Origin of the sequence: Actinopolyspora alba, assembly GCF_900112765.1 — a bacterium.
Classification (GTDB): domain Bacteria; phylum Actinomycetota; class Actinomycetes; order Mycobacteriales; family Pseudonocardiaceae; genus Actinopolyspora; species Actinopolyspora alba.
The window spans coordinates 67,191-89,445 of record NZ_FOMZ01000015.1 but is presented as its reverse complement, the minus strand read 5'-3'; the positions used below and the strand labels follow the sequence as shown (position 1 = coordinate 89,445).

At 68.3% G+C, this 22,255-nt stretch carries 22 protein-coding genes and 1 pseudogene; 8 read left to right on the top strand and 15 right to left on the bottom strand.

The genetic code is table 11. The annotated features are described in order from the left end of the window. Positions 1 to 2: 2 nt before the first annotated feature. Positions 3 to 296: an acylphosphatase gene (locus BM150_RS20340; protein ID WP_092929013.1), complete on the bottom strand. Its 294-nt coding sequence runs from the start codon at positions 294 to 296 to the stop codon at positions 3 to 5. 69 nt (positions 297 to 365) lie between these two features. On the opposite strand from BM150_RS20340, the gene BM150_RS24265 reads away from it, so the two are divergent. Both BM150_RS24265 and BM150_RS20335 read left to right on the top strand, forming a co-directional pair. Next, positions 366 to 542, top strand: coding sequence for a hypothetical protein (locus BM150_RS24265; protein WP_175496940.1), 177 nt, complete (start codon positions 366 to 368; stop codon positions 540 to 542). After that, entirely contained in the window at positions 539 to 1,240 is a 702-nt protein-coding gene (locus BM150_RS20335) for a hypothetical protein (protein ID WP_092929011.1), read from the top strand. Before BM150_RS24265 ends, BM150_RS20335 begins: the two co-directional genes overlap by 4 nt. Positions 1,241 to 1,266: 26 nt before the next feature. On the opposite strand, the gene BM150_RS20330 is transcribed toward BM150_RS20335, so the two are convergent. Next, on the bottom strand, positions 1,267 to 1,998 hold the full coding sequence (locus tag BM150_RS20330; RefSeq protein ID WP_092929009.1) for a nucleoside/nucleotide kinase family protein: 732 nt from the start codon (positions 1,996 to 1,998) through the stop codon (positions 1,267 to 1,269). 65 nt (positions 1,999 to 2,063) lie between these two features. Between BM150_RS20330 and BM150_RS25170 the strand changes: the two are divergent. Beyond that, positions 2,064 to 2,273, top strand: a pseudogene (locus BM150_RS25170) (asparagine synthase-related protein); the annotation flags it as partial. A gap of 643 nt (positions 2,274 to 2,916) precedes the next feature. On the opposite strand, the gene mutM reads toward BM150_RS25170, so the two are convergent. The 5 genes from mutM to BM150_RS20300 all read right to left on the bottom strand — a co-directional run bounded on the left by mutM (position 2,917) and on the right by BM150_RS20300 (position 6,507). Beyond that, entirely contained in the window at positions 2,917 to 3,834 is a 918-nt protein-coding gene (mutM, locus tag BM150_RS20320) for a bifunctional DNA-formamidopyrimidine glycosylase/DNA-(apurinic or apyrimidinic site) lyase (protein WP_092929100.1), read from the bottom strand. A 91-nt stretch (positions 3,835 to 3,925) separates the two neighbouring features. Further along, the gene (rnc, locus tag BM150_RS20315) at positions 3,926 to 4,684 is read right to left on the bottom strand and encodes a ribonuclease III (RefSeq protein ID WP_092929007.1); all 759 of its coding nucleotides are present in this window, start codon (positions 4,682 to 4,684) and stop codon (positions 3,926 to 3,928) included. Between the two features lie 12 nt (positions 4,685 to 4,696). Continuing rightward, positions 4,697 to 4,879 carry a 50S ribosomal protein L32 gene (gene rpmF, locus BM150_RS20310; protein WP_092929005.1) on the bottom strand — a complete coding sequence of 61 codons (183 nt, stop codon included), beginning with the start codon at positions 4,877 to 4,879 and terminating at the stop codon, positions 4,697 to 4,699. Between the two features lie 2 nt (positions 4,880 to 4,881). Then, entirely contained in the window at positions 4,882 to 5,409 is a 528-nt protein-coding gene (locus BM150_RS20305) for a YceD family protein (RefSeq protein WP_092929098.1), read from the bottom strand. A gap of 354 nt (positions 5,410 to 5,763) precedes the next feature. Then, positions 5,764 to 6,507, bottom strand: a complete 744-nt coding sequence (locus BM150_RS20300) for a DivIVA domain-containing protein (RefSeq protein ID WP_092929096.1) — start codon at positions 6,505 to 6,507, stop codon at positions 5,764 to 5,766. 284 nt (positions 6,508 to 6,791) lie between these two features. Here BM150_RS20300 and BM150_RS20295 point away from each other — a divergent pair, with 284 nt between their 5' ends. Then, positions 6,792 to 7,841 carry a potassium channel family protein gene (locus BM150_RS20295; RefSeq protein ID WP_092929003.1) on the top strand — a complete coding sequence of 350 codons (1,050 nt, stop codon included), beginning with the start codon at positions 6,792 to 6,794 and terminating at the stop codon, positions 7,839 to 7,841. Between the two features lie 90 nt (positions 7,842 to 7,931). On the opposite strand, the gene BM150_RS20290 is transcribed toward BM150_RS20295, so the two are convergent. Beyond that, on the bottom strand, positions 7,932 to 8,369 hold the full coding sequence (locus tag BM150_RS20290) for a guanyl-specific ribonuclease (RefSeq protein ID WP_092929001.1): 438 nt from the start codon (positions 8,367 to 8,369) through the stop codon (positions 7,932 to 7,934). Between the two features lie 118 nt (positions 8,370 to 8,487). Here BM150_RS20290 and BM150_RS20285 point away from each other — a divergent pair, with 118 nt between their 5' ends. Continuing rightward, positions 8,488 to 8,943 (top strand): GNAT family N-acetyltransferase, encoded by a 456-nt coding sequence (locus BM150_RS20285; protein WP_092928999.1) that lies wholly within the window; start codon positions 8,488 to 8,490, stop codon positions 8,941 to 8,943. Between the two features lie 72 nt (positions 8,944 to 9,015). Here the strand turns inward: BM150_RS20285 and coaD are convergent, their stop codons facing one another. The 5 genes from coaD to BM150_RS20260 all read right to left on the bottom strand — a co-directional run bounded on the left by coaD (position 9,016) and on the right by BM150_RS20260 (position 18,223). Next, positions 9,016 to 9,501, bottom strand: coding sequence for a pantetheine-phosphate adenylyltransferase (gene coaD, locus BM150_RS20280; RefSeq protein WP_092928997.1), 486 nt, complete (start codon positions 9,499 to 9,501; stop codon positions 9,016 to 9,018). A gap of 96 nt (positions 9,502 to 9,597) precedes the next feature. Next, positions 9,598 to 10,161, bottom strand: coding sequence for a 16S rRNA (guanine(966)-N(2))-methyltransferase RsmD (gene rsmD, locus BM150_RS20275; RefSeq protein WP_092929094.1), 564 nt, complete (start codon positions 10,159 to 10,161; stop codon positions 9,598 to 9,600). A 165-nt stretch (positions 10,162 to 10,326) separates the two neighbouring features. Next, positions 10,327 to 13,704: a pyruvate carboxylase gene (locus BM150_RS20270; RefSeq protein ID WP_092928995.1), complete on the bottom strand. Its 3,378-nt coding sequence runs from the start codon at positions 13,702 to 13,704 to the stop codon at positions 10,327 to 10,329. A gap of 423 nt (positions 13,705 to 14,127) precedes the next feature. Then, positions 14,128 to 16,380 (bottom strand): ATP-dependent DNA helicase RecG, encoded by a 2,253-nt coding sequence (gene recG, locus BM150_RS20265; RefSeq protein WP_092928993.1) that lies wholly within the window; start codon positions 16,378 to 16,380, stop codon positions 14,128 to 14,130. Positions 16,381 to 16,561: 181 nt separating this feature from the next. Beyond that, positions 16,562 to 18,223: a DAK2 domain-containing protein gene (locus tag BM150_RS20260; RefSeq protein WP_245755638.1), complete on the bottom strand. Its 1,662-nt coding sequence runs from the start codon at positions 18,221 to 18,223 to the stop codon at positions 16,562 to 16,564. A 620-nt stretch (positions 18,224 to 18,843) separates the two neighbouring features. On the opposite strand from BM150_RS20260, the gene rpmB reads away from it, so the two are divergent. Then, positions 18,844 to 19,035: a 50S ribosomal protein L28 gene (gene rpmB / locus BM150_RS20255; protein WP_092632132.1), complete on the top strand. Its 192-nt coding sequence runs from the start codon at positions 18,844 to 18,846 to the stop codon at positions 19,033 to 19,035. Positions 19,036 to 19,264: 229 nt separating this feature from the next. Here rpmB and BM150_RS20250 read toward each other — a convergent pair whose 3' ends face one another. Together BM150_RS20250 and BM150_RS20245 are read right to left on the bottom strand one after the other, a co-directional pair. Next, a complete protein-coding gene (locus BM150_RS20250) occupies positions 19,265 to 19,942 on the bottom strand; it encodes a uracil-DNA glycosylase (protein ID WP_092928991.1) in 678 nt (225 codons plus the stop codon). A gap of 118 nt (positions 19,943 to 20,060) precedes the next feature. Further along, positions 20,061 to 21,029, bottom strand: coding sequence for a thiamine-phosphate kinase (locus BM150_RS20245; protein ID WP_217641785.1), 969 nt, complete (start codon positions 21,027 to 21,029; stop codon positions 20,061 to 20,063). Between the two features lie 186 nt (positions 21,030 to 21,215). Between BM150_RS20245 and BM150_RS20240 the strand changes: the two genes are divergently transcribed. Beyond that, positions 21,216 to 21,449, top strand: a complete 234-nt coding sequence (locus tag BM150_RS20240; RefSeq protein ID WP_092928989.1) for an Lrp/AsnC ligand binding domain-containing protein — start codon at positions 21,216 to 21,218, stop codon at positions 21,447 to 21,449. Positions 21,450 to 21,615: 166 nt separating this feature from the next. Further along, positions 21,616 to 22,200: a DUF3515 domain-containing protein gene (locus BM150_RS20235; protein WP_245755635.1), complete on the top strand. Its 585-nt coding sequence runs from the start codon at positions 21,616 to 21,618 to the stop codon at positions 22,198 to 22,200. Positions 22,201 to 22,255: the final 55 nt, after the last annotated feature.

The following is a 22,255-nucleotide window of genomic DNA, read 5'->3' as shown; positions in this document are numbered from 1 at the left end:
ACTCACCGTTCGACGAACCCGGAGAGTCCACCACGTGGTGGTGCCCACTGGTCGGCGACGTGCTCGACAACTCCCGGTGTATCACCCGATCGAAGGAGTTCCAGCAATCTTTCGCAGGCGTGTCGGGGTCCTTCGGCGACCACTTCGACACGGCCCCCCGGCAGATTCGTCGCGCTACCGGCCAGCCCCAGCTCCAGGGCACGCGACCGTGTCCACCACCGGAACCCTACTCCCTGTACGCGACCGTGCACCCAGGCGGTCAACCTGCTGGGTTCGGCTTCGGTTCCTTCCGACATGTCCGGGCAACCGCTCCTTGTCGTAGTCGTTCTCGTCGTGTGAAGTGGTACCGATGATGCCTTCCGCTGGTGCCGACGCGGGAATCGCGACTGCGCCGGACGGCGGCCCACCCCGGCATCGGCGGACGGGTGCCGGATAGCTACCGTAATCCGGACGAACGCGGCCACCCCGACGGCTCACGCGGTCACCGGGGAACCGTGGCACCCGCCCGCCGGGAAACCACCTACGGACGCGAGGACGAGTGAGCAACCCGATGGATCCACTCCACGAGGACCGGAACGCCCTGTCGAAACGCCTGGCGGTACTCGCCGGTTCGGGGGTGATGGTCGCGACCGCGTTCTCGACGATGGCGGCCGTCGCACTGGGCAACGTGGAACAGCGGGAAGCCTCGCTGCCCGAGTCGACCGGTGGCGCGGCGAACTCGACGAGCTACGAGAGCACCGGTTCGCGGGAGGGCACTACGAGCTCGCGGAAACCGAGCTCCAGCTCCCCCGAAACGCCCCACGGCGGGGTGCCCGCGGCGGGTGGCGAAACCGCGGACGAGTCGAGCGACATATCACGCGAGGACCGCCCGGGCAGTCGGGAAGATACCTCTGAACAGGATCCGAACACGGGGGCGACGGAGAATCACGACGACGATTCCGCGCCCTCGCCTACCGAGCCCAAGGATCCCACGGATACGCAGACCGAACCCACGAGCACGCAGCCATCAGATCCCACGGATACGCAGACCGACCCCACAACAGACCCCACCACGGAACCGACTGAGACCACCAGCTCCGAGACTGAGTCGGAAGGCAATCCCGACGAAGGCACCACGAACAGCGCCTCGGAAAGCACTCAGGAGACCACCGATACGACGGTGACGGCAAGTTCGCCGGAGAGCACATCGCCCGCGCCGTCCACCACGCCGCTCGAACCCTCGAGCACGAGGACGGTCTGAGCCGAGACCGCGAGACCGGGGAAGGGCTACCCGATGTCCCCCGGGATCACCAGGTCGGCGTTTCCCCTGCTCTCGGCGATCAGCGCCGCGTTGCGCTCGTCGCTGCGCATCACCCACTCCCGCGCGCGGCCGCGCGACATCCCGTTGCGGACGTGGCGCGCGATCAACCGTCCGATCCGCTTGCCGTCGTCCGGTTCCAGGTACCAGCACTCGTCGAGCAGGCCGCGCACCTCGGTCCAGGGCTCCCGGTCCAGCAGCAGGTAGTTGCCCTCGGTCAGCACCAACGGCACCTCGGCGGAGATCGGGATGGAACCGGCGTAGGACTCCTCGACGGAGCGGTGGAACTCCGGGGCGTAGACGACCTCGTCACTCCCTCCCACCGTCTGGGCACGCAGCCGACGCAGCAGCGACAGGTAGCCCGCCACGTCGAAGGTGTCCGGCGCCCCCTTACGGTTCTGCCTGCCCAGCCTGCGCAGTTCGGCACCGGCGAGGTGGAACCCGTCCATCGGGACGAGCGCCGCGCTGTCGCCCAGTCCCTGCAGCAGCTTGTCCGCGAGCCTGCCCTTTCCCGCCGCCGGCGGACCGGCTATCCCGAGAATCCGGCGCCTGCCGTCGCGGGCGAGTTCCCGGGCGCGTTCGAGTAGTTCGTCCAGCCCCTCGCGGTGGACGACGGGCGACCGTCGCGGTTCTCCCGTCACGAGTCCGTCCTTTCGAACACCGTCGAAACGCCCGAGGCCGAACACCCCGGACCCTGCCATGTGATCAGGCTACCGGCCCCGGCTAACCGGGTCGCGTCACTTCCGGAAACGGGAACCCGGTCGGACTTCACCGGTTCGTGCGAATCCTGCCGGACCGCAAGGACCGGATGAGCATGGCGGTGGGCCTGGAGGTCCGGGTACCGTTCTGCGATCACCGCCTGGTGGAGCACGTGTTCAACGCCCCCCGGTCGCTGAAAACCCACGACGGCGGGGAGAAGAGCCTGTTGCGCGGCGCGGTGGCCGACGTCCTGCCGCGTTCGGTACTCGACGGGGTTGTTGACTGTTCCCATCCCTGCGTAACTGTATGTAAAACAGTGTGCTACTTTCCGTATCGAAGGAGTTCGGGGTGGCGAAAACCAAGCCGTGTCGAGGTCTTTCGAGTGTCCGCTACGGCGGCGTCCGCGGAGAGTTGCGCCGGGACGGTAAACAAGCCCGCTGGAAACTCCGGTGAGACCAGCGCTGCTGGCATGGGCATCGCCACGGGAAGACCGCACCTACGGGTGCGGCCAAGGCCGCGTAGCAATACGACGGCTCAGGAACACTTTTACACGCTTCCTGAACGGTCAAAAGTCCCTATCCCTCGACCCAGGATCCGAACTACGCCTCCGAACCGCAGCGACAGGCGGGGGAACTGCTGCGCGCCGATGACCCGGCTCTCTCGCTGTTGCACGACCGACGGATCCGGGAAGCGGTGACGATTCCCGCCCGGGAGGTGGACAGCGGTACGCGCGACGTGTTGGAACGGTTCCTGGACATGTCGATGTGGTTGGAACGGCACGGGCCGGAGATCAAGGTCTGATCACCCGCGGGCTCGTTAAACCGAGTGAACGGCGCACGGGCCGACACGCGCGGTGGGGCGGTCTCCGCCGCCCCACCGCGCCGGAACGTCGGAAGGGTCTCCGTGGCACCGGGCGCGCATCACCAGTGGGGTTCGGACGGAACCGGCTGGCAGCCGGGACAGCTGTACGCGGAGCGATTGGTGAACGCCTCCCGCCGGACCGAGGCACCACAGCGTGGACACGGCGAACCGGCACGGCCGTAGACCGACAGGGAACGGCTGAAGTAACCGGACCGACCGTTGACATTGACGTACAGCGAGTCGAACGAGGTTCCACCCGCGACGAGCGCCTCGCCGAGGACCTCGACCACCGAGTCCAACAGGCGGTGGACCTGCTCGTCCCCCAGTGCGGCCGTGGGGTGCGCCCAGTGCAGCCGGGCGCGCCAGAGCGCCTCGTCGGCGTAGATGTTGCCGATGCCGGAGATCAGATTCTGGTCCAACAGGGCTCGTTTGATGCCCGTCCTGCGGGAGCGGATGAGCCGTACGACCGCCTCCCGGTCGAAGGCGGGCTCCAACGGGTCGGCCGCGATGTGTCCGATGGAGTCGGGTACGGCGAGATCCGCCGAGGGAATCAGCTCGGTGAGGCTCAACCCGCCGAAAGTCCGTTGATCGACGAATCGCAGCTCGGGTCCCTCGTCCTCGAAACGGAACCTCACGCGCAGGTGCTTCTCGTCGGCGGCCCGGCTCGGCTGTATCAACAGCTGACCGCTCATCCCGAGATGGGCGAGTACCGCCTGTCCCCCCGCTACCGCATGTCCCCCTGCCGGGGCTCCGCTGTCGGGAGCTCCCGAGGTCCCCAGCGACAACCAGAGGTACTTGCCACGTCTGCGAACGCTCTCGACGACTCGGCCGACCAGCACGGACGCGAAATCCTCCGGCCCCGGGAGATGTCTACGCACGGCACGCGGGTGCAGCACCTCGACACCGGCCAGTCTGCGGCCCGAGACGTGCTCGGCGACCCCGCTGCGGACGACTTCGACTTCGGGTAGTTCTGGCACGAAGCCATCCTCGAACACGATTCACGGCCGCCGTGCACCGGGGCGTCACCAGCCGGGTCGTCCCCGGCCGGGCCCCTCGAACGCACGCCGCCTACCGCTCGGGGGGACCGCTCGCGTCGGCCGCGCCGTTGAGCTGGTCCGACAGCGTGCGCCAGGCGGTCTGCGCCGCCTTCTGCTCCGCGTCCTTCTTGGTTCGACCGTCGCCCTGCCCCAGGACTTCACCGTTGACGACGGCGTAGGCGCTGAACTCCTTGCGGTGGTCCGGGCCCTGCTCGTCGATCCGGTAGTCCGGGACTCCCAGACCGGCCGATGCGGTCAGCTCCTGCAAACTGGTTTTCCAGTCCAGGCCGGCACCGAGCATGGGCGCCTCGGCCAGCAACGAGTCGAACAACCGGTGGATCACCGCACGGGAGGTCTCCAACCCGTGCTGCAGATAAACGGCCCCGAGAACCGCTTCCAGCGAGTCGGCCAGGATGCTGGCCTTGTCCCTGCCTCCGGTGAGCTCCTCGCCACGTCCCAGCAGCAGGTACTGCCCCAGACCACCCTCGCCCAGTTCACGGGCCACACCGGCGAGCGCGTGCATGTTGACCACGCTCGCCCGCAGCTTGGCGAGTTGCCCCTCGGGAAGATCGGGGTGGTCACGATACAGGTGATCGGTGATCACCAGTCCGAGTACGGCATCCCCCAGGAACTCCAACCGTTCGTTGGGCTCCAAGCCGCCGTTCTCGTAGGCGTAGGAACGGTGTGTCAGGGCAAGCGTGAGCATCTCGGCGTCGAAGTCGACGCCGAGAGCCGCTACCAACGCAGACCGGTCCGATTCACGGTCCCGGGACTGTTGCTTTCCCCCCACTATCGGCGCCTATCAGGCAGGGTTGCTGACCTGACGGCCCTTGTACTGACCGCAGGATGGGCAGGCGACGTGCGGGAGCTTCATCTCACGGCAGGCCCGGTTGGGGCACGCCCGCAGGGTCGGAGCGGAGGCCTTCCACTGCGAACGGCGCTTACGGGTGTTCGACCGGGAAACCTTGTGCTTGGGGACAGCCACGGCTACTTCTCCTCTTCGGTCCCACCGAACCGCTCACGCAATGCGGCCCAGCGAGGGTCAATCGTCTCATGATGGTGTTCCGGACCGAGATCGGCCCATTTGGCACCGCATCCGGAACACAGTCCCGGACAGTCGGGCGAGCACAGCGGGGCGGTGGGCATCGACGGCAACACCGTGTCCCGGACCACCGGCTCCAGATCGATCAGATCACCGGACATCCGGCTGACTTCGTCCTCATCGGTGCTGGTGTCGGTGGCGCTGTCCGGATAGGCGAACAGCTCCCGCAGCTCGACGTCGACATCCTCGGAGATCGCGTCGAGACACCGCGCGCACTCGCCGCTAGCGTTCGCCCTGACGGTACCGGATACCAACACGCCCTCGACCACTGCCTCCAGCAGCAGATCGAGCTCGATCGGCTCTCCCTCCGGCACCCGGACCATGTCGATACCGAAACCGGCCGGGGCCGGGGGTATGCGGGTGTAGTTGCGACTCGTACCGGGGCTGCGGCCGAACTCCCGGGTGTCTATCACCCAAGGACCGTCCGGTGCGGATCGCACGACTTCGTGATTCTGAGGCATCTGTGGTTTCGGCTAGGCTGTTTCGCGATTGCTGGACCCACTCGGAACCGAGCTCGGTCGGATCACCGGTCCACCGACGAGCACCTCACGTCGCCGGACCATTGAGCGCTCGCCCTCTTCGAGCGCAGAAACCGGCCGGGGCCGAGCGGAACCACCCCTCAGGCTACGCCACCGGGGACCGCCGACCGAAACCACACGGCTGGTGCGCACGATGAGCGACCACGCACCCGAAGCCCGACCGGGCCCGGGAGGCGACGGCGTGGGGCGCGACCGCAGCGGTGACGCGGACGGCCACCGGCCGGGGAGTCAGTGCTCGCTGACCGCGGTGCCGTGCTCGGAGGTCTGCCACTCCTCGTAGTCGAAGGGCGCGCTCATGGGACGTCGGAGCTGCTGCCTGCCCTTGCCGACCGTGCGCAGCGTACGTCCGAGAAGTTCCTCGAAGTCGGCCAGCCGGGAGTCTACGTAGGCGTCGCAGTCGCTGCGCAGCCGCTCGGCCTCCTCATGTGCCTCGTCGACCACGCGTTTGGCCTCGTGCTGCGACTGCTGGACCACCTCGGTCTCGGAAACCAGGCGGGCCTGCTCCGAACGCCCCTCGTGGATGGACTGGTCGTAAGCGGCGCGGCCGGCCTGCACCATCCGGTCGGACTCGGACTGCGCACGAGCGATGTAGTCCTCGTACTCGCGGCGCGCGTTGTTGATGGTCTGTTCGGCGTCGGCCCGGGCCTGGGCGACGATCTCGTCGGCCCGCTCCCTGGCGTCGGCGAGCATCTTCTCCGCCTCGGCCCTGGCCTCGGAGGACGTCTTCTCCGCTTCGGAACGTGCGGTACTGAGGCTGTCATCGGCCTCGGTCTTGGCCTTGTTCACCAGTTCGTCCCGGTGATCGAGCACGTCCTGCGCGTCGTCGAGTTCCGAAGGGTAGGAATCGCGAACCTCGTCGAGCAGCTCCAACACGTCGCCGCGCGGCACGACGCACCCGGAGGTCATCGGAACACTTCGCGCTTCCTCGACGATCGTGACGAGCTCGTCGAGCGCCTCGAACACCCGGTACACGTCGATCTCCCTGCAGTCGTATTCACCCGAAGGATACTTGCCAGGCCCGTTCAGGCTCTCAGAACGCACGGATCCGGGTATCGATCACCCCGCGATCCGGTGGTTTCGAACCGGTCACACGAGCCGACCATGTGTGATCCCAGTCTGCCCGGCCGTACCGGCGGGACGCGGGATATCCGGAGCCGCGTGTCCAACACGCGTCACCGGGACACCGGTCGGAAACCGGACCGACGGGTAATCGAGACTGGGCGAAGACCAGTGTCACGATCCGGCGGGAGGTCCCGTTGCCCACCGTACTGTTCCGTTTGCTGCAACGTCTGATCAGCATCCGGTCATGGACGACCCCTGCCCTGGTGATCACGTTCGTGTTCTTCACGAGCTGGCCGCTGATGGCGCTGTTCGAACGCGCCGACAGCGAACTGACTGCTCCGGAGAACTACTGGTGGTGGTTTCTGGTCACCACCTCCACGGTGGGTTACGGCGACTTCTACCCGGAGACCACCGGGGGCCACGTCGTCGGGGTTTACGTCATCGTCGGGGGGATCGCGACGTTGACCACCCTGTTCACCCACCTGGCGACCACCCTGGAAACGGCGAGAGGCAGAAGAATGAGCGGCTCGGGCAGCCTGCACATATCCGATCACATCGTGGTGCTGGGATACGGCGCCGGACGCAGTGAGCGCATAATCGACGAGCTGCTCGCCGACGGTAGGCATCCGGTCGTGCTCGGCGCCTGGGACGACGTGGACCACAACCCCGTCCCCGACCGGGGGATCGGCTTCGTGCGCGGCGACCTGACCGCGGAGGACGTGCTGCACAGGGCCGGGGTGCACCGCGCCCGTTCGGTGCTGATCGACGCGCGCGACGACAACGAGGCCCTCGCCGTGGCGGTGAGCGTGCACCACGTCAATCCGGCGCTGGAGCCGGTGATCGCGCTGCGGGACATGAGCAGGGCCGAGCACATGCGGTACGTGGACGAAACGATCCGCTGCGTCCAGTGGCACACCCCGCACATGATCACCGAGGAGCTGCTGGACCCCGGCATCACCCAGGTTTACAGCGAACTGGTGACACACGGCGGAGGGAACACCTACTCGTGTCGGCTCCCCGAGTCGCTGGGGCCGGTCTCCTACGGCGACTGCCAGTTCGCGCTGGGCAATCGGCACGACGCCACGGTGCTGGCCGCGCGGACGGACTCCGAGCTGCTCATCAGCCCGTCCTGGCGGACGAGACTGCCAGCGGGCAGCACGCTGTACTACATCTGCGCCCGGCGGATCTCGCAGGACCAGCTGGCGCGCGCGGTGCGTGAGGCGAGCGACTCGCGCCGCACGTGAGGCGGGTCGTTCACGGTCGTGGCGGATCCGCACCGCGAGCGTCGGCACGGCGCCCGGTGGTCCCGGACGCCGTGCCTGCGGTCACGGGACTCAGGAGTTGATATCGGTCAGCCGGAAGCTCTCGTAGTGGTCCGCGGTGTAGAAGTACTCCCCCTCGGAGCCGACGACGAACCGGCGGGCGCCGCGGTGGTCGATTCCCGGCGTCTCGACCGTGTACTCGTGGTAGTAGCCGTCCGGGCAGTCCGGCAGGATCCCCTCCCAGTTGTGGAAGACGCCGCCGTCCTCCGGATAGGGGTAGGGACCGCCCTGTTGAATCAGTCGCACGGTGTCGGTGGCTTCCGGCGGAAGGGACGAGAGCGCGACTCGTTCGAAGCCGGAGGTGTTCCCGCACGCGGCCGCGGCGGTCACGGTGGAGGAACGCTCGGCGACCGGTTCGGCCGAGACCGCCGCCACGGGGCCGAGCAGGCCCAGCACGGCGATCAGTCCTGTCAACATCAACCCGGAAAGTTTCACAGCGTGTTGGCGCATAACCAGCACGTTAACTCCGCTGCGTAACTGAGACCAGGCACATCCGTGAACGGCGGATGACGAACGGCGGCAGCGAACACGAACCCGCGACGCGCCGCACGACTAGACTGCTCACCCGATGGACGAACGATTCAGCTTCCGCCCCGCACGGGCCGAGGACGTGGCGGCCGTGGTCTCCCTGCTCAGCGATGACGAACTGGGCCGCCATCGGGAGCGTCCCGGGGACCCCGCCTACGACACCGCGTTCGCCGAGATCGCCTCGGACCCGAACCAGCTACTCGCGGTCGCCGAGCTCGACGGCGAGATCGTGGGAACCCTGCAACTGAGTTTCATAGCCGGACTGTCGCACGTGGGCACCAAGCGGGCCCAGTTGGAAGCGGTCCGGGTCGGGTCGGAGTACCGCGGCCTCGGGATCGGCGGGCGGATGTGCGAATGGGCGATCTCGGTGGCACGCGAGCGCGGCGCGGGGCAGGTACAGCTGACCTCCGACAGCGCTCGAACGGCCGCGCACCGGTTCTACGAACGGCTCGGCTTCAGCGCCACCCACGTCGGTATGAAACTCTCGCTGGACTGACGGATCACGGTGCCACGGGGGGCACCGCGCGACGTCCGTTCCCGGTTGCCGAGGCGACTGATCGGCCCCCGGTCACTCGGACGTTTCCGCCAACCGGTCGAGCAGCCGTCGTTCGATCTTCGGTGGCAACAGGTTGGACACGTCCCCGCCGTAGGTGGCCACCTCCTTGACCAGCGAACTGGCCAAGAAGCTGTAGAGCGGATTGGTCGACATGAACAACGTCTCGACCCCGGAGAGCCGCTGGTTCATCTGCGCCATCTGCAGCTCGTAGTCGAAGTCGCTGACCGCACGCAGCCCTTTGACGATCGCACCGATCCCGTTGGCCTTGCAGTAGTCCACGAGCAGACCGTGCCAGGAGTCGACGACCACGTTCGGCCACGGCTTGCTGACCTCGCGCACCATCTCTATCCGCTCGTCGACGTCGAACAGGCTCTTCTTGCTCTTGTTCACGAGCACGGCGACGGTTACCTCGTCGAACAGCCCCGCCGCTCGCTCGATGATGTCCAAATGGCCATTGGTGACCGGATCGTAAGAACCTGGACAGACGGCACGCCTCATGAGCGGCAACTTAGCAGTACCCGCCGGTAGTACTCAGGACGAGGTGGTGTGACTCACCACCGGACGCACGGGAGACCCTCGAACGAGGGGCCGGTGTCATTCCGGACGAACGCGTTCGGCCCAGTAGACGGCGGCGTCACCGTAGCGCTTGTGCCGCAGCTCCTCGATGCCCTCGGGCCACACCGGAGCGGGGCTGTTCCAGAAGCGCTCGACGATGACCAGACCGTCCCGGTTCAGCCAGTCGTTGCGGACCAACGCCTGCCAGCACTCGTCCAGCTCGGCGGAGTCCATCGCGAACGGGGGGTCGGCGAAAACCAGGTCGTAGGGTTCGCCCGGGGACCGGGCCAGCACCGAACGCACGGCGGACTGCTCGATACCGATGGATCGGAAGCCGAGCGTCTCGGCGTTGCGACGCAGCACTCCGGCGGCGCGCCGGTCCGACTCGACGAAGGTGGCGTGCTCGGCACCGCGCGAGAGCGCCTCGAAGCCGAAACCGCCCGAACCCGAGAACAGATCCAGCACTCTGGTCCCGGACAGTTCCGTCATGGCCTCCAGCGCGCTGAACAGTGCCTCGCGCACTCGTTCGGTGACTGGTCTGGTGCCACGTTGCGGCACCTCGATACGGCGCCCACCGGCGGTTCCCGCGACGATTCTGGTCACCGGACCATCCTCGCCCACCGGTTCCGCCCGGTCATCGCAGGGGTGGGCGCGTCGCGCGACGGCGCGCGAAGCGGAAAACCGCCGCCCGAGCGGGCTCTTCCGGAGGAGTGGCGGGCTCCTCCGGAAGAGCCCGCCTCCTCCGGAGGAGCCGAGCGGCGGAACCGTTCAGCCGATCTCGATGACCAGATCGCCGCCCTCGACCTGCTGTACCGCACCGATGGCCACACGCTTGACCGTGCCGCCCTGCTGGGCGGTGATCGCCGCCTCCATCTTCATGGCCTCGATGGTGGCGACCGTCTGGCCGGTCTCGACCGTCTCGCCCTCCGAGGCGGAAAGCGTGACCACCCCGGAGAACGGTGCCGCGACGTGCGCCGGGTTGGTGCGTTCGGCCTTCTCGGCGACGGGCAGTTCGGAGGCGACCGAACGGTCCCTGACCTGTATGGGGCGCATCTGGCCGTTGAGGATGGCCATGACGGTGCGCACACCGCGTTCGTCGGCCTCGCTGATCGCCTCCAGGCCGATCAGCAACCGCACACCCTGGTCCAGGTCCACGGCGTACTCCTCGCCCGCACGCAGCCCGTAGAAGAAGTCCTTGCTGCTCAGCAGCGAGGTGTCGCCGTAGGAGTGACGGTGCTCGTTGAACTCCCTGGTGGGTTTGGGGAACAGCAGCCGGTTCAGCGTCTCCCTCCGGTCGGTCGCCAGCCCCTTGCGGTCCTCCTCGGAGAGTTCGACCAGTTGACGTTCGGCGGGCCTGCTCTGCAGGGCACGGCTGCGGAAGGGTTCGGGCCAACCACCGGGGGGATCACCGAGCTCGCCCTGCAGGAACCCGATCACCGAATCCGGGATGTCGAACCTGTGCGGCTCGGCCTCGAACTCGGCCGGGTCCACCCCGGCTCCGACCAGGTGCAGCGCCAGGTCCCCCACGACCTTCGAGGACGGAGTGACCTTGACCAGCCGACCGAGCATGCGGTCGGCGGCGGCGTACATCGCCTCGATCTCCTCGAACTTGTCGCCGAGTCCGAGGGCCACGGCCTGCGTCCGCAGATTGGACAGCTGCCCGCCCGGGATCTCGTGCCGATAGACACGTCCCGTGGGAGCCGCCAGGCCCGCTTCGAAGGGCCGGTAGATCTTGCGGACCGACTCCCAGTAGGGCTCCAGATCGCACACCGCGTCCAGGTCCAGGCCGGTCTCCCGTTCGGTGTGATCGGTGGCGGCCACGATCGAGGAGAGGGCGGGCTGCGAGGTGGTCCCCGCCAGCGACGCGGACGCCCCGTCCACGGCGTCCACCCCGGCCTGCACGGCGGCCTGGTAGGTGGCCAGCTGCCCACCGGGGGTGTCGTGGGTGTGCAGGTGCACCGGCAGGTCGAACTCGCGCCGCAGCGCGGAGACCAGCGTGGCGGCGGCGGGCGGACGCAGCAGTCCGGCCATGTCCTTGATCGCCAGCACGTGCGCGCCCGCCTCGACGATCCGCTCCGCCAGCCGCAGGTAGTAGTCCAGGGTGTAGATCCGCTCGTCGGGATCGGAGAGGTCCCCCGTGTAGCAGAGCGCCACCTCCGCCACGGAACGCCCGGTGTCGCGCACCGCCCGAATGGCCGGGCGCATCTGCTCCACGTCGTTGAGCGCGTCGAAGATGCGGAAGATGTCGATACCGGTCTCGGTGGCCTCCGCCACGAAGTGCTCGGTCACCTCGGTGGGATAGGGCGTGTATCCGACCGTGTTGCGCCCGCGCAGCAGCATCTGCAGACAGATGTTGGGGACGGCTCGGCGCAGCGCGGCCAGCCTCTCCCACGGGTCCTCGGCCAGGAACCGCAACGAGACGTCGTAGGTGGCACCGCCCCAGCACTCCAGCGAGAGCAGCTCGGGAGTCGTGCGGGCCACGTGGGGAGCGACCGTGGTGAGGTCCTTGGTGCGGACCCGGGTGGCGAGCAGGGACTGGTGAGCGTCCCGGAACGTCGTCTCGGTGACCCCGACAGCGTCGGAGTCGCGCAGCCACCGCGCGAAGCCCTCCGGTCCCAGCCGGTCGAGCCGATCCTTCGATCCCGCGGGCGGCGGGGTGTCGAGATCGGCGGCGGGCAGTTTGTGCCTCGGCTCGGGAGCGGCGGGGCGTTCCCCGTAGGGACGGTTGACGGTCACGTCCGCGAGGTAGCTCAGCAGCCGGGTTCCCCGATCGGCCGAGTGGCGCGCGGTCAACAGCTTCGGGCGCTCGTCGATGAAGGACGTGGTGATTCTTCCGGCGCCGAAGTCCGGGTCGTCGAGCACCGCCTGCAGGAACGGAATGTTGGTGGACACACCGCGGATCCGGAACTCCGCGACGGCCCGTCGTGCCCGCGCCACGGCGGTGTCGAAGTCCCGACCACGACAGGTCAACTTGACCAGCATGGAGTCGAAGTGGGCGCTGACGCTGCTGCCGGAGAAGGCCGTGCCACCGTCCAGTCGGACACCGGCACCGCCCGGCGAGCGGTAGGCACTGATCATTCCGGTGTCGGGCCGGAAACCGTTGGCCGGGTCCTCGGTGGTGATCCGGCACTGCAGCGCCGCACCGCGCAGCCGGATGCCGTCCTGGGACATGCCGAGCTCCGGCAGTGTCTCCCCGGCGGCGACACGCACCTGGGACTGCACCAGGTCGGCGTCGGTGACCTCCTCGGTGACGGTGTGCTCCACCTGAATCCGGGGATTCATCTCGATGAACACGTGCCGTCCGTGCTCGTCGACGAGGAACTCCACCGTCCCCGCGTTGACATAGCCGATCTCCCGCGCGAACGCCACCGCGTCGGCACAGATCCGTTCCCGCAGCTGCGGGTCCAGGTTCGGGGCCGGGGCGATCTCCACGACCTTCTGGTGCCTGCGCTGCACCGAGCAGTCGCGTTCGTAGAGGTGGACCACGTTGCCCGCCGAATCGGCGAGGATCTGCACCTCGATGTGCCGTGGATTGACCACGGCCTGCTCGAGGAAGACGGTGGGGTCACCGAAAGCGGATTCGGCTTCGCGCATGGCGGCTTCCAACGCCTCACGCAGCGAATCGAGATCGTTGACCCTGCGCATGCCGCGGCCACCACCGCCCGCGACGGCCTTGACGAACACCGGGAACCGCATGTCCCCGGCGGAGTTCATCAGTTCCTCGACGTCGGCGGAGGGGGCGGAGGACTCGAGTACGGGCACCCCGGCCGCTTTGGCGGCCCGGACCGCACTGGCCTTGTTGCCCGTGAGCTGCAGAATCTCGTGTGACGGACCGATGAAGGTGATACCGGCCTGTTGGCAGGCCTCGGCCAGGTCGGGGTTCTCGGACAGGAAGCCGTAACCCGGATAGATCGCATCGGCGCCCGCTGTTCGGGCCGCCCGGATGATTTCCTCGACGGACAGGTAAGCCCGAACGGGGTGACCGACATCGCCGATCTCGTAGGACTCGTCCGCCTTCAGCCGGTGCAGTGAGTTGCGATCCTCGTGGGGAAACACGGCCACGGTTTTCGCGCCGAGCTCGTATCCGGCGCGGAACGCGCGGATGGCTATCTCGCCACGGTTGGCGACGAGGACCTTGCGGAACATGCCGGCTACCTCCTGGGGCAGGTGTCGGATCGCCTGCGAACAATACCCCGAAAATTCTCCCCTTCGGGAGCCGTTCTCGCGTGATGGAACTCATGATCCACAAGCGCCCCGTACGCGACCTGCAAAATCCGGAACCGACAAACAAGGATCAACCAATAGAAATAATCAACATATTCACAAAAACACGAATGTGACGAATGTTTTCAACGGAGCCGAGGTCGGAATCAGCGGAAGCGGACACCGTAGGTGCCGATGTTCGCGCGCTGCGCGCCGACGCGCCAGCCGGAGGAACGACCACACCAACGCCCGAGGAGACGTAAGTCACGAAATTTCGCGCTGAGCGGTTACCGCCCTCGATCGCGTGCTCTTCGGTGCTGCCGGTTCACGCCCGGCACAGCGGAAAACCGAATCGCCGGAGTCCTACTAGGACTTCTCCAGGAACTCGGCACGCTCCTCGGCGAGGAGTTCGGTGATCATTCCGGCCAGTCCCGGGTGGGCACGCAGTTCGGGGTCCTGCCGTACGACGGCCTCCGCCTCGCTGCCCGCCTCGGCGATGACCTCCTCGTCGTGCACCAGCGACAGCATCCGCAGCGCGGACTTGGTGCCGGACTGCGCCTCGCCGAGCACGTCACCCTCCCGACGTTGCAGCAGATCGAGCCTGGCGAGCTCGAACCCGTCGGTGGTCGAGGCGACGGCGTCCAGTCGGCCGCGGGCGGACGTCTGGGGCACCGCCTCGGTGACCAGCAGGCACAACCCGGGGGCGCTCCCCCGCCCCACCCGGCCACGCAACTGGTGGAGCTGACTCATCCCGAACCGGTCCGCGTCCATGATCACCATCGTGGACGCGTTCGGCACGTCGACACCGACCTCGATCACGGTGGTCGCCACGAGCACATCGAGCTCACCGGCGGCGAACCGGCGCATCACCGCGTCCTTGTCGTCCGCGGCGAGCCTGCCGTGCAGCACCCCGAGGCGGAGTTCCCGCAACGGGCCCTGGCGCAGTCGCTCGGCGAGTTCGACCACGGCGAGCGGAGAACGCCGCGAACCGCTACCTTCCGCTCCGCCCGACCGGTCGTCCTCGGCTTCCGGCACGACCTCCCCGTCGGCGGACTCGCCCCCGCTCCGGGAACTCCCCTCGGAGTCGACGACGGTCCCGTCCCCCACTCGGGGGCAGACCACGTAGACCTGCCGCCCGGCGGTCACCTCCTCGGTGACACGCTGCCACACCCGATCGAGCCAGGCCGGTTTCTCCGCGGCCGGAACCACGGTGGTGCTGATCGGGGAGCGACCTCGGGGCAGCTCACGCAGCGCGGAAGTGCGCAGGTCCCCGAAAACGGTCATCGCGACCGTACGCGGAATCGGTGTCGCGGTCATCACCAGCAGGTGCGGACAGGCCTGTTCGGCGGCGCGGCCCCGCAGCGCGTCCCGCTGCTCGACGCCGAACCGATGCTGCTCGTCGACCACCACCAGTCCGAGGTCGGCGAACGAGACCTGGTCCTGGATCAACGCGTGGGTGCCGACCACGATCCCCGCCGCGCCGGAAGCCGCGTCCAGCAACGCCTGCTTCCGCCGCGCCGCGGACAACGAGCCGGTCAGCAGGGTCACCCTGGTGGCGTGCTCCGGGGAGTCGAACTCACCCGCCCTGGCCAGTTCTCCCAGCAGCTCCCGGAGTGACCGGGCGTGCTGCGCCGCGAGAACCTCGGTCGGTGCCAGCATCGCGGCCTGCCTGCCGGAGTCGACCACCTGCAGCATGGCACGCAGCGCCACCACGGTCTTGCCCGAACCGACCTCGCCCTGCACCAGACGATTCATCGGATGCCGTTCGGACAGGTCCTCGGCGAGCTGTTCGCCGACCTCGACCTGCCCCTCGGTCAACGCGAACGGCAGACGCCGGTCGAAGTCCGCTCGCACACCTCCGTCGATCGGCGGGCAGGCCGGAGCGGGGCGCGCGTCCTGCCGCAGCCGCGACCTGGCCAGCGACAGCTGCACACCCAGCGCTTCGTCCCACTTCAGCCGGTGTCGTGCCTCATCGACCTGGCCCGTCCCGTCCGGCCGGTGGATCCAGTTCAACGCCTGATTCAACCCGAGCAGCCCGACCCGCTCGCGCAACGACTCCGGCAACGGGTCCTCGACGCCCTGCCAACCGTCGAGTACCTGGGCCACACAACGCGCCAACGACCAGGAGGGCAGCCCCTGCGCGGCGGGATACACCGGGATCAGGGCGGCCGCGAAATCACGCGCGGCGTCGTGCGCGTCGGCTTCCTCCTCCTCGGTGAACAACTGGTACTCGGGATGGGCGAGTTGCAGCTCGTTGCGGTAGGCCGTGACCTTGCCCGCGAACATCCCCCTTCTGCCGGGGAGGAGTTCGCGCTCGCGCCATGCCTGGTTGAAAAACGTGCAGGACATGGAGCGAGAGCCGTCGGTGATGCGTGCCTGCAGGATCGTGCCGCGGCGTGACCGCATCTTGCGCTTGCCGACTCGCTCGACCCTGGCGAGCACGGTGGCGTGTTCCCCGATCTCGAGCCCGCCGATAGCCGTGAGCTCACCACGCTCCGCGTAACGGCGGGGATAGTGCCGCAGCAGGTCGCCCACTGTGGACATGCCGAACGAGCTGTTGAGGGCCTTGGCGGTCTTGCCGCCCAACACCCGGTCGAGGTTGGTGTCCCACCCGGTCATCGCTTCACCAGTAATGACACGGCGCACTGAGCCGTGCTTTCGACGTCGTGGGCCGACCGAGCCGCTTCGGCCGATGCGGGGACGCCGGAGGACTCGTGTCGGTGTTCAACGATCAAATTATCCGAGACGGCCGACAAGGATCGCCCGCCCCTGGATTCGGGGCCGGCGCCAGGCACAACGTTCACTCGACTCCCAGCATCAGTTCGGTGGTCGACTCCCCGCAGGGGTAGCAGATCAGCTCGACCTCGGGATGGGTTCCGCGCAGGTGCTCGGCCAGCACCTCGGGCAGCGCGGTCGGAGCGTGGTCCGGAATCAGCGCGGTGACCAGTTCGCCCCCCGATGCGAGCATTCGGTCCAGCAGCAGACAGGCCGCCCGCGACCTGTCGTCACCGATGAGCACGACCTCGCCGTCCAGCATTCCCAGCAGGTCACCACTGCGGCAGTAGCCGACCCAGGTCAGTGCCTCCCCCGCCGCGACGCTCAGCTCACCGCGGCGGGTCGCCGCCGCCGCCTCCGCCAGCGCGACGGTGTCGTCGGCGGTCCTGCGGTTCGGGTCGTGCACCGCGAGCGCGGCCAGTCCCTGCACCGGTGAGGCCGTGGGGACCACCACGACTTCGATTCCCGCCCGCAGCGCGGCCTGGGCCGCGTCCTCGGCCGGACGTGCCAACGACTCCTCGTTGGGCAACAGCAGAACGTCCCCGTAACCGGTGTCGAGGATCGCCTCCAGGAGCTCTCGCGCCTCCGGCACCGCCTGCTCGTCGATGCGCAGCGTCAACGCTCCTTCCGCGCGGAAGAGGCTCTCCAGCCGCCCGCCGCGCGTGACCGCGAGTACGACGCGTCCCTCCGATAGGTCGCCGCTCGCGGCGTGAGCGCGCTGTCCCGAGCCACCGCGCGCGGCTTCCCCGACCTGGTCGGCGAACCTGGTGACGCGGATGCCGTGAACCCTGCCGAGTTCGATGCCCGACTCGATGGCCGCACCGATGTCGTCGCAGTGCACGTGCACCGCCCAGGTGGCGGGTGTGGTCGGGTCGGGAAGGGCTTGTCCCGTGTCGGCCACCGACACGCAGTCACCGAGCCCGGCGAGGCGACTTCGCAGGTCGGCGGCGACGGAGGCGGGTGCGTCGGAGAGCAGGTACATGACCTCGTAGGCGTAGTCCGAGTCGTGCCGGGGCATCTCGTCAACGGCGGGGTCCGAGTCCAGCACGGCGGGGCTGTCCGCCGCGAGTCGTTGTGCGTCGCAGACCACCGCGTACAGCGAGTCGAGCAGGATGACCAGTCCACGCCCCCCGGCGTCGACCACGCCCGCCGAGTTCAGCACCGGAAGTTGCGTGCGGGTGAGTCGCAACGCGTCGATCGAGGCCCTGGTCGCGGCTCCGACCACCTCGGGAAGTTCGTCGGCCGCGTCCCGGCAGGCGTCGACGGCCGCGCGCAGCACGGTCAGCAGGGTTCCCTCCACCGGCCGGGCCACCGACTGCCCTGCCAGCTGGAGACCACGCCGTAACGCTTCCCGGAACAGATCCGCCCCCATCGGGGCTCGCCCCTCGGCCTGTTGGGCGATGCCGCGCAGCACCTGGGAGAGCAACAGCCCGGAATTGCCGCGGGCACTGTGCAACGCACCGTCCGCCAGCGCTGCCAGCACCCGGTCGGATCGCTCCTCGGCCGCGGTGTTCGCCGCCGACTCCGCGGCCGCGCGCATCGTCTGCAGCAGATTGGTGCCGGTGTCGTTGTCGGCGACGGGATAGACGTTGATGTGGTCGATGGCCGCGCGGTTCGCGGTCAGCGCGAGCACTGCCAACTCGGCCCAACGCCGTACGGCGGGGCCGTCCAACGCCTGCAGCACCATTCCTCCAATGCGTGGACCACACTCGTCCCGGTCGCCGCTGAGAATAGTCGCCGCGACCGGGATGGAGGTGAGCGACGGCATGGTGAGTAACCACCACGCCGGTGGCGCCGGACCGCGAGGAGCGCGGGCGTCCCACGGGGCGCGGTTCGCCACCGGCGGCGGGCCTCCGAACGATGGGCATCCCGCCGTGTCCGACCGGGTCGACACGTGTTGCTAAACTCCCTCGCGATGGAACTCGACAAGGACCGGTGAGAACCGAGCCGGTTCGCCGGAGGACCTGAATCGGCGGCGAGTTGCGTCGTGACAGCCCGCTGGAAACCCAGGTAACTGGAAACCCAGGTAAGGCCAGTCACGCTGGCATCGGGTATCGCCACGGGAAGACCTCGCACCACAGCGGAGCGGGGCCAATGCCGCGCCGCGAGGCGACGGCTCGGGGAACGTGCGCGATTTCGCACGTTACTCGAACGGCGGTGTACGGGCGCGTAGTCACCCCTGGGTGGACAGCCTTCACCGGCGCGGGGGTAGCCGCGTTGCCCAACAACGCTGTCACCGCACGAGCATGACCCGCGTCGGGTGACGACGCGGGGACGGAGATTCGAGCGAAGTAAGGGGTGTCTGACGTGGCTGCCGTCTGCGACGTCTGCAACAAGGGACCGGGTTTCGGCATGGCGGTCTCGCACTCTCACCGGCGCACCAAGCGCAGGTGGAACCCGAACATTCAGACCGTGCGCGCCAAGGTCAGCCCGACGCAGCGCAAGCGGATGAACGTGTGCACTTCCTGCCTGAAGGCGGGTAAGGTCGTGCGCGGCTGAGACGACGAGACGTCGTCGCGATCACTCGTCGAGAACGCTCGGTCGGTACAACCGGCCGAGCGTTTTTCGGTCGGTGGGCGCCGGGTGAGCACACAGCGGGGGCCGTGCTTCCTCGTCCCCTCGTCGAGGTCCACCTCACCGACGCCCACTCGTGGTTCGGCTCCCGCGCACGGGGCGGAACCGACTCACGGGTCGGAACCCACTCACGGATCGGAGCGGAGCGTCGCGGTCACGGGAGTTTCCAGTCGATCGGCTCCGCCCCCAGTTCCCGCAACATCTCGTTCGCGCGACTGAAGGGCCGTGATCCGAAGAACCCCCGGTCAGCTGACATGGGGCTCGGGTGCGGCGACTCGACACACCCGACACCGGGCATCAACGTACGCAGGCTCCGCGCGTCACGTCCCCACAGAATCGCCACCAGCGGTTCGGAACGCTGCGCCAGCGCCTTGATGGCCTGATCGGTGACTTCTTCCCAGCCCTTGCCGCGATGCGAGGCCGACTTGCCCGGCTGCACGGTCAACGCGCGGTTGAGCAACAGCACACCCCGTTCGGTCCACGGCGTGAGATCACCGTTGGAGGGGTGCGGATGGCCGAGATCGTCACAGTACTCACGAAAGATGTTGGCCAGGCTGCGTGGCACGGGGTCGACGTCCGGAGCGACCGAGAAGCTCAAGCCGACGGGATGCCCCGGCGTCGGGTAGGGGTCCTGCCCCACGATGAGCACTCGCACATCCCGAAACGGCTGTTGGAAGGCGCGCAGTACGTTCTCCCCGGCGGGCAGGTACTCGCGTCCGGCGGCGACTTCCGAGCGCAGGAAATCGCCCATGGCGGCTATCCGGTCGGACACCGGCGCGAGCGCCTCGGCCCAGCCTGGTTCCACAATCTCGTTCAACGGGCTCCTGGTCACGGGCCATGACCCTAGCGACCTTTTGATCATCAACACCGCCCCCCTGGGTGCCCGCCACGTCACGGGATCGGGTATGAGAACCGACCGAGTCCCGGCCGGGCCGTTCAATGCCGCCAGCTCAATGTCGCCAGTGCTGCCACCCGGTCCGTTCGGTGTGCTCGACACCGTCCACGGTGACACCTCGGCCCTGTCGGACACGACCGATGGGACGCCACCCGTCGGGCAGCTCGCGGTCACCGGGGAAAGTCGCCACCAACGCCTGGTCCTCACCGCCGTTGAGCACCCAGTCGCCGGGATCGGCCCCCAGCGCCGAGGCCACCTCCAGCAGTCGCTGCGGCACTTCGAGCTGGTCGGTGCGGATGTCCACCGAAACCCCGGAGGCATCCGCGACGTGCGCCATGTCCGCGAGCAACCCGTCCGAGACGTCGATCATCGAAGTGGCTCCGGCCACCGCCGCGGCGGGCCCGGCCTCGTAGGGCGGTTGGGGAACCCGGTGAGCACCGACCACCGACAGCGGTGAGCGGAATCCACGAGCCAGCACCGCCAACCCCGCCGCCGACCACCCCAGTCCACCGGCCAACGCCACGACATCGCCCTGTCGAGCGCCCTCCCTGGTCACCGGTTTTTCGCCCCGCAGGTCACCCAGCGCGGTCACCGAGACGGTCAGTTGGTTCGAGGTGACCATGTCGCCGCCTATCAGGGCGGTGCCGGCACGCCGCGCCTCTTCCCACATGCCCGCCGCCAGCTCGTCGACGAACTCCGCGGTGACTTCCCCGGAGCACCCGAGCCCCACCAGCAGGCCGGTCGGCACGGCCCCCATCGCCGCGATGTCGGAGAGGTTCACGGCCACGGCCTTGCGGCCCACGTGCCGGGGACCGGACCAGTCCAACCGGAAGTGCACGTCCTGCACCAGCACGTCGGTGGTTGCCACGACTCTGCCGTCCGGAGCGGTGAGCACGGCGGCATCGTCACCGGGACCGAGAAGGGTGCTGCTCGGCTGGTTACGGTGCTCGGTCACTCTCCGGATGAGACCGAACTCACCCACCTGTGAGACGGTCCGTGCGTCCGGTCTCTCCTCGGGAGTCAACTGGATCTTCCTTTCGTTGCGCGTCCACGCGGCTCGATGCGGTAACTTGCCCGTTCGGGGACTGGATCCGCTCATCGGGACAGCACCGGCCTGGCCGGCCGCCGGGGCACCTGCCCGCTCGACCAAGTCGTAAACAGCTCCCAGTTTCCACCTCGAACGCTTCCGACGAGACGAAGGGGCACACCCGTGGTCCAGGCATACATCCTCATTCAGACCGAGGTAGGCAAAGCCGCAGCGGTGGCGTCCGAGATATCCGGGAACACCGGGATCATCAGCGCCGAGGACGTGACGGGGCCGTACGACGTCATCGTGCGCGCCGAGGCCGAGAACGTGGACAAACTCGGCAAGATGGTGGTGGCCAACATTCAGAACGTGGCGGGAATAACCCGCACGCTGACCTGTCCGGTCGTGCACCTGTAGAGCATCCGCACCACCTGACGGGGCCTGTCCGAGCCTCCCGGCTTCGCCCGCTGGGAGCGTTTCGGCCCGCTCGCGGTGGTGACTCGCCCGGCGGAGCCTCCCGCGCCTCTCATCGGGAACGGCACCGGTCCGCATCGCCCGCGACGCTCGTGCTGTAGTGGGTGACGTGCGGGAACAATCCGGATCCGGGCCACCCCGGGTCGTACTGATCATCGCGTTGTCGCTCGGCGTGCTGCTGGCGGCGGGCGTTGCCACGTTGGGAGTCCTGAGCGGCGGGACCGGGCAGCACGCCCGGCCCGACGAGGGGGCCGCCGCGAATACGACGGCCGACCGCGGCGGACCGCTGGCGTTGCCCCCGGTGAAAGCTCCGGAAGCGAACTCGGCGGACTGCGCGACGGTGCTGGACGCGCTGCCCGACGAGCTGCGTGTCGACGGTTCCGGGGTGCCACGGCGTGAACTGGCGACCCCGAAACCGGCGGGCACGGTGGCATGGGGTGACGCCGAGCACGACCCGATCAGTCTACGGTGCGGGCTGACCGCCCCGGCCGAGCTGAAACCCACCTCGAAGCTGATGGTGATCTCCGGAGTGAGCTGGCTGCCGATCAGCAGTGGTGAAACCACCACCTGGCTGGCGGTCGACCGGCCGGTCTACGTCGCGGTCACCGGATCGAACGACACCGGTATCGGCCCGATCCAGGACGTGTCACGGATCCTCGACGAGCACCTGCCCAAGCAGGACGTGTTCGACTGAGCCCCGCCTCATCGAGGTCTTCCGATCGGGTTGTCGAGCCGCTCGCTGGGCGGAA

Excerpts from the sequence above, each read along its gene's own strand:
- BM150_RS20340 (WP_092929013.1), bottom strand. The coding sequence starts at position 296 with ATGTCGGAAGGAACCGAAGCCGAACCCAGCAGGTTGACCGCCTGGGTG.
- BM150_RS20330 (WP_092929009.1), bottom strand. The coding sequence starts at position 1,998 with ATGGCAGGGTCCGGGGTGTTCGGCCTCGGGCGTTTCGACGGTGTTCGA.
- BM150_RS20290 (WP_092929001.1), bottom strand. The coding sequence starts at position 8,369 with ATGCGCCAACACGCTGTGAAACTTTCCGGGTTGATGTTGACAGGACTG.
- BM150_RS20285 (WP_092928999.1), top strand. The coding sequence starts at position 8,488 with ATGGACGAACGATTCAGCTTCCGCCCCGCACGGGCCGAGGACGTGGCG.
- coaD (WP_092928997.1), bottom strand. The coding sequence starts at position 9,501 with ATGAGGCGTGCCGTCTGTCCAGGTTCTTACGATCCGGTCACCAATGGC.
- BM150_RS20270 (WP_092928995.1), bottom strand. The coding sequence starts at position 13,704 with ATGTTCCGCAAGGTCCTCGTCGCCAACCGTGGCGAGATAGCCATCCGC.
- recG (WP_092928993.1), bottom strand. The coding sequence starts at position 16,380 with ATGACCGGGTGGGACACCAACCTCGACCGGGTGTTGGGCGGCAAGACC.
- BM150_RS20260 (WP_245755638.1), bottom strand. The coding sequence starts at position 18,223 with ATGGTGCTGCAGGCGTTGGACGGCCCCGCCGTACGGCGTTGGGCCGAG.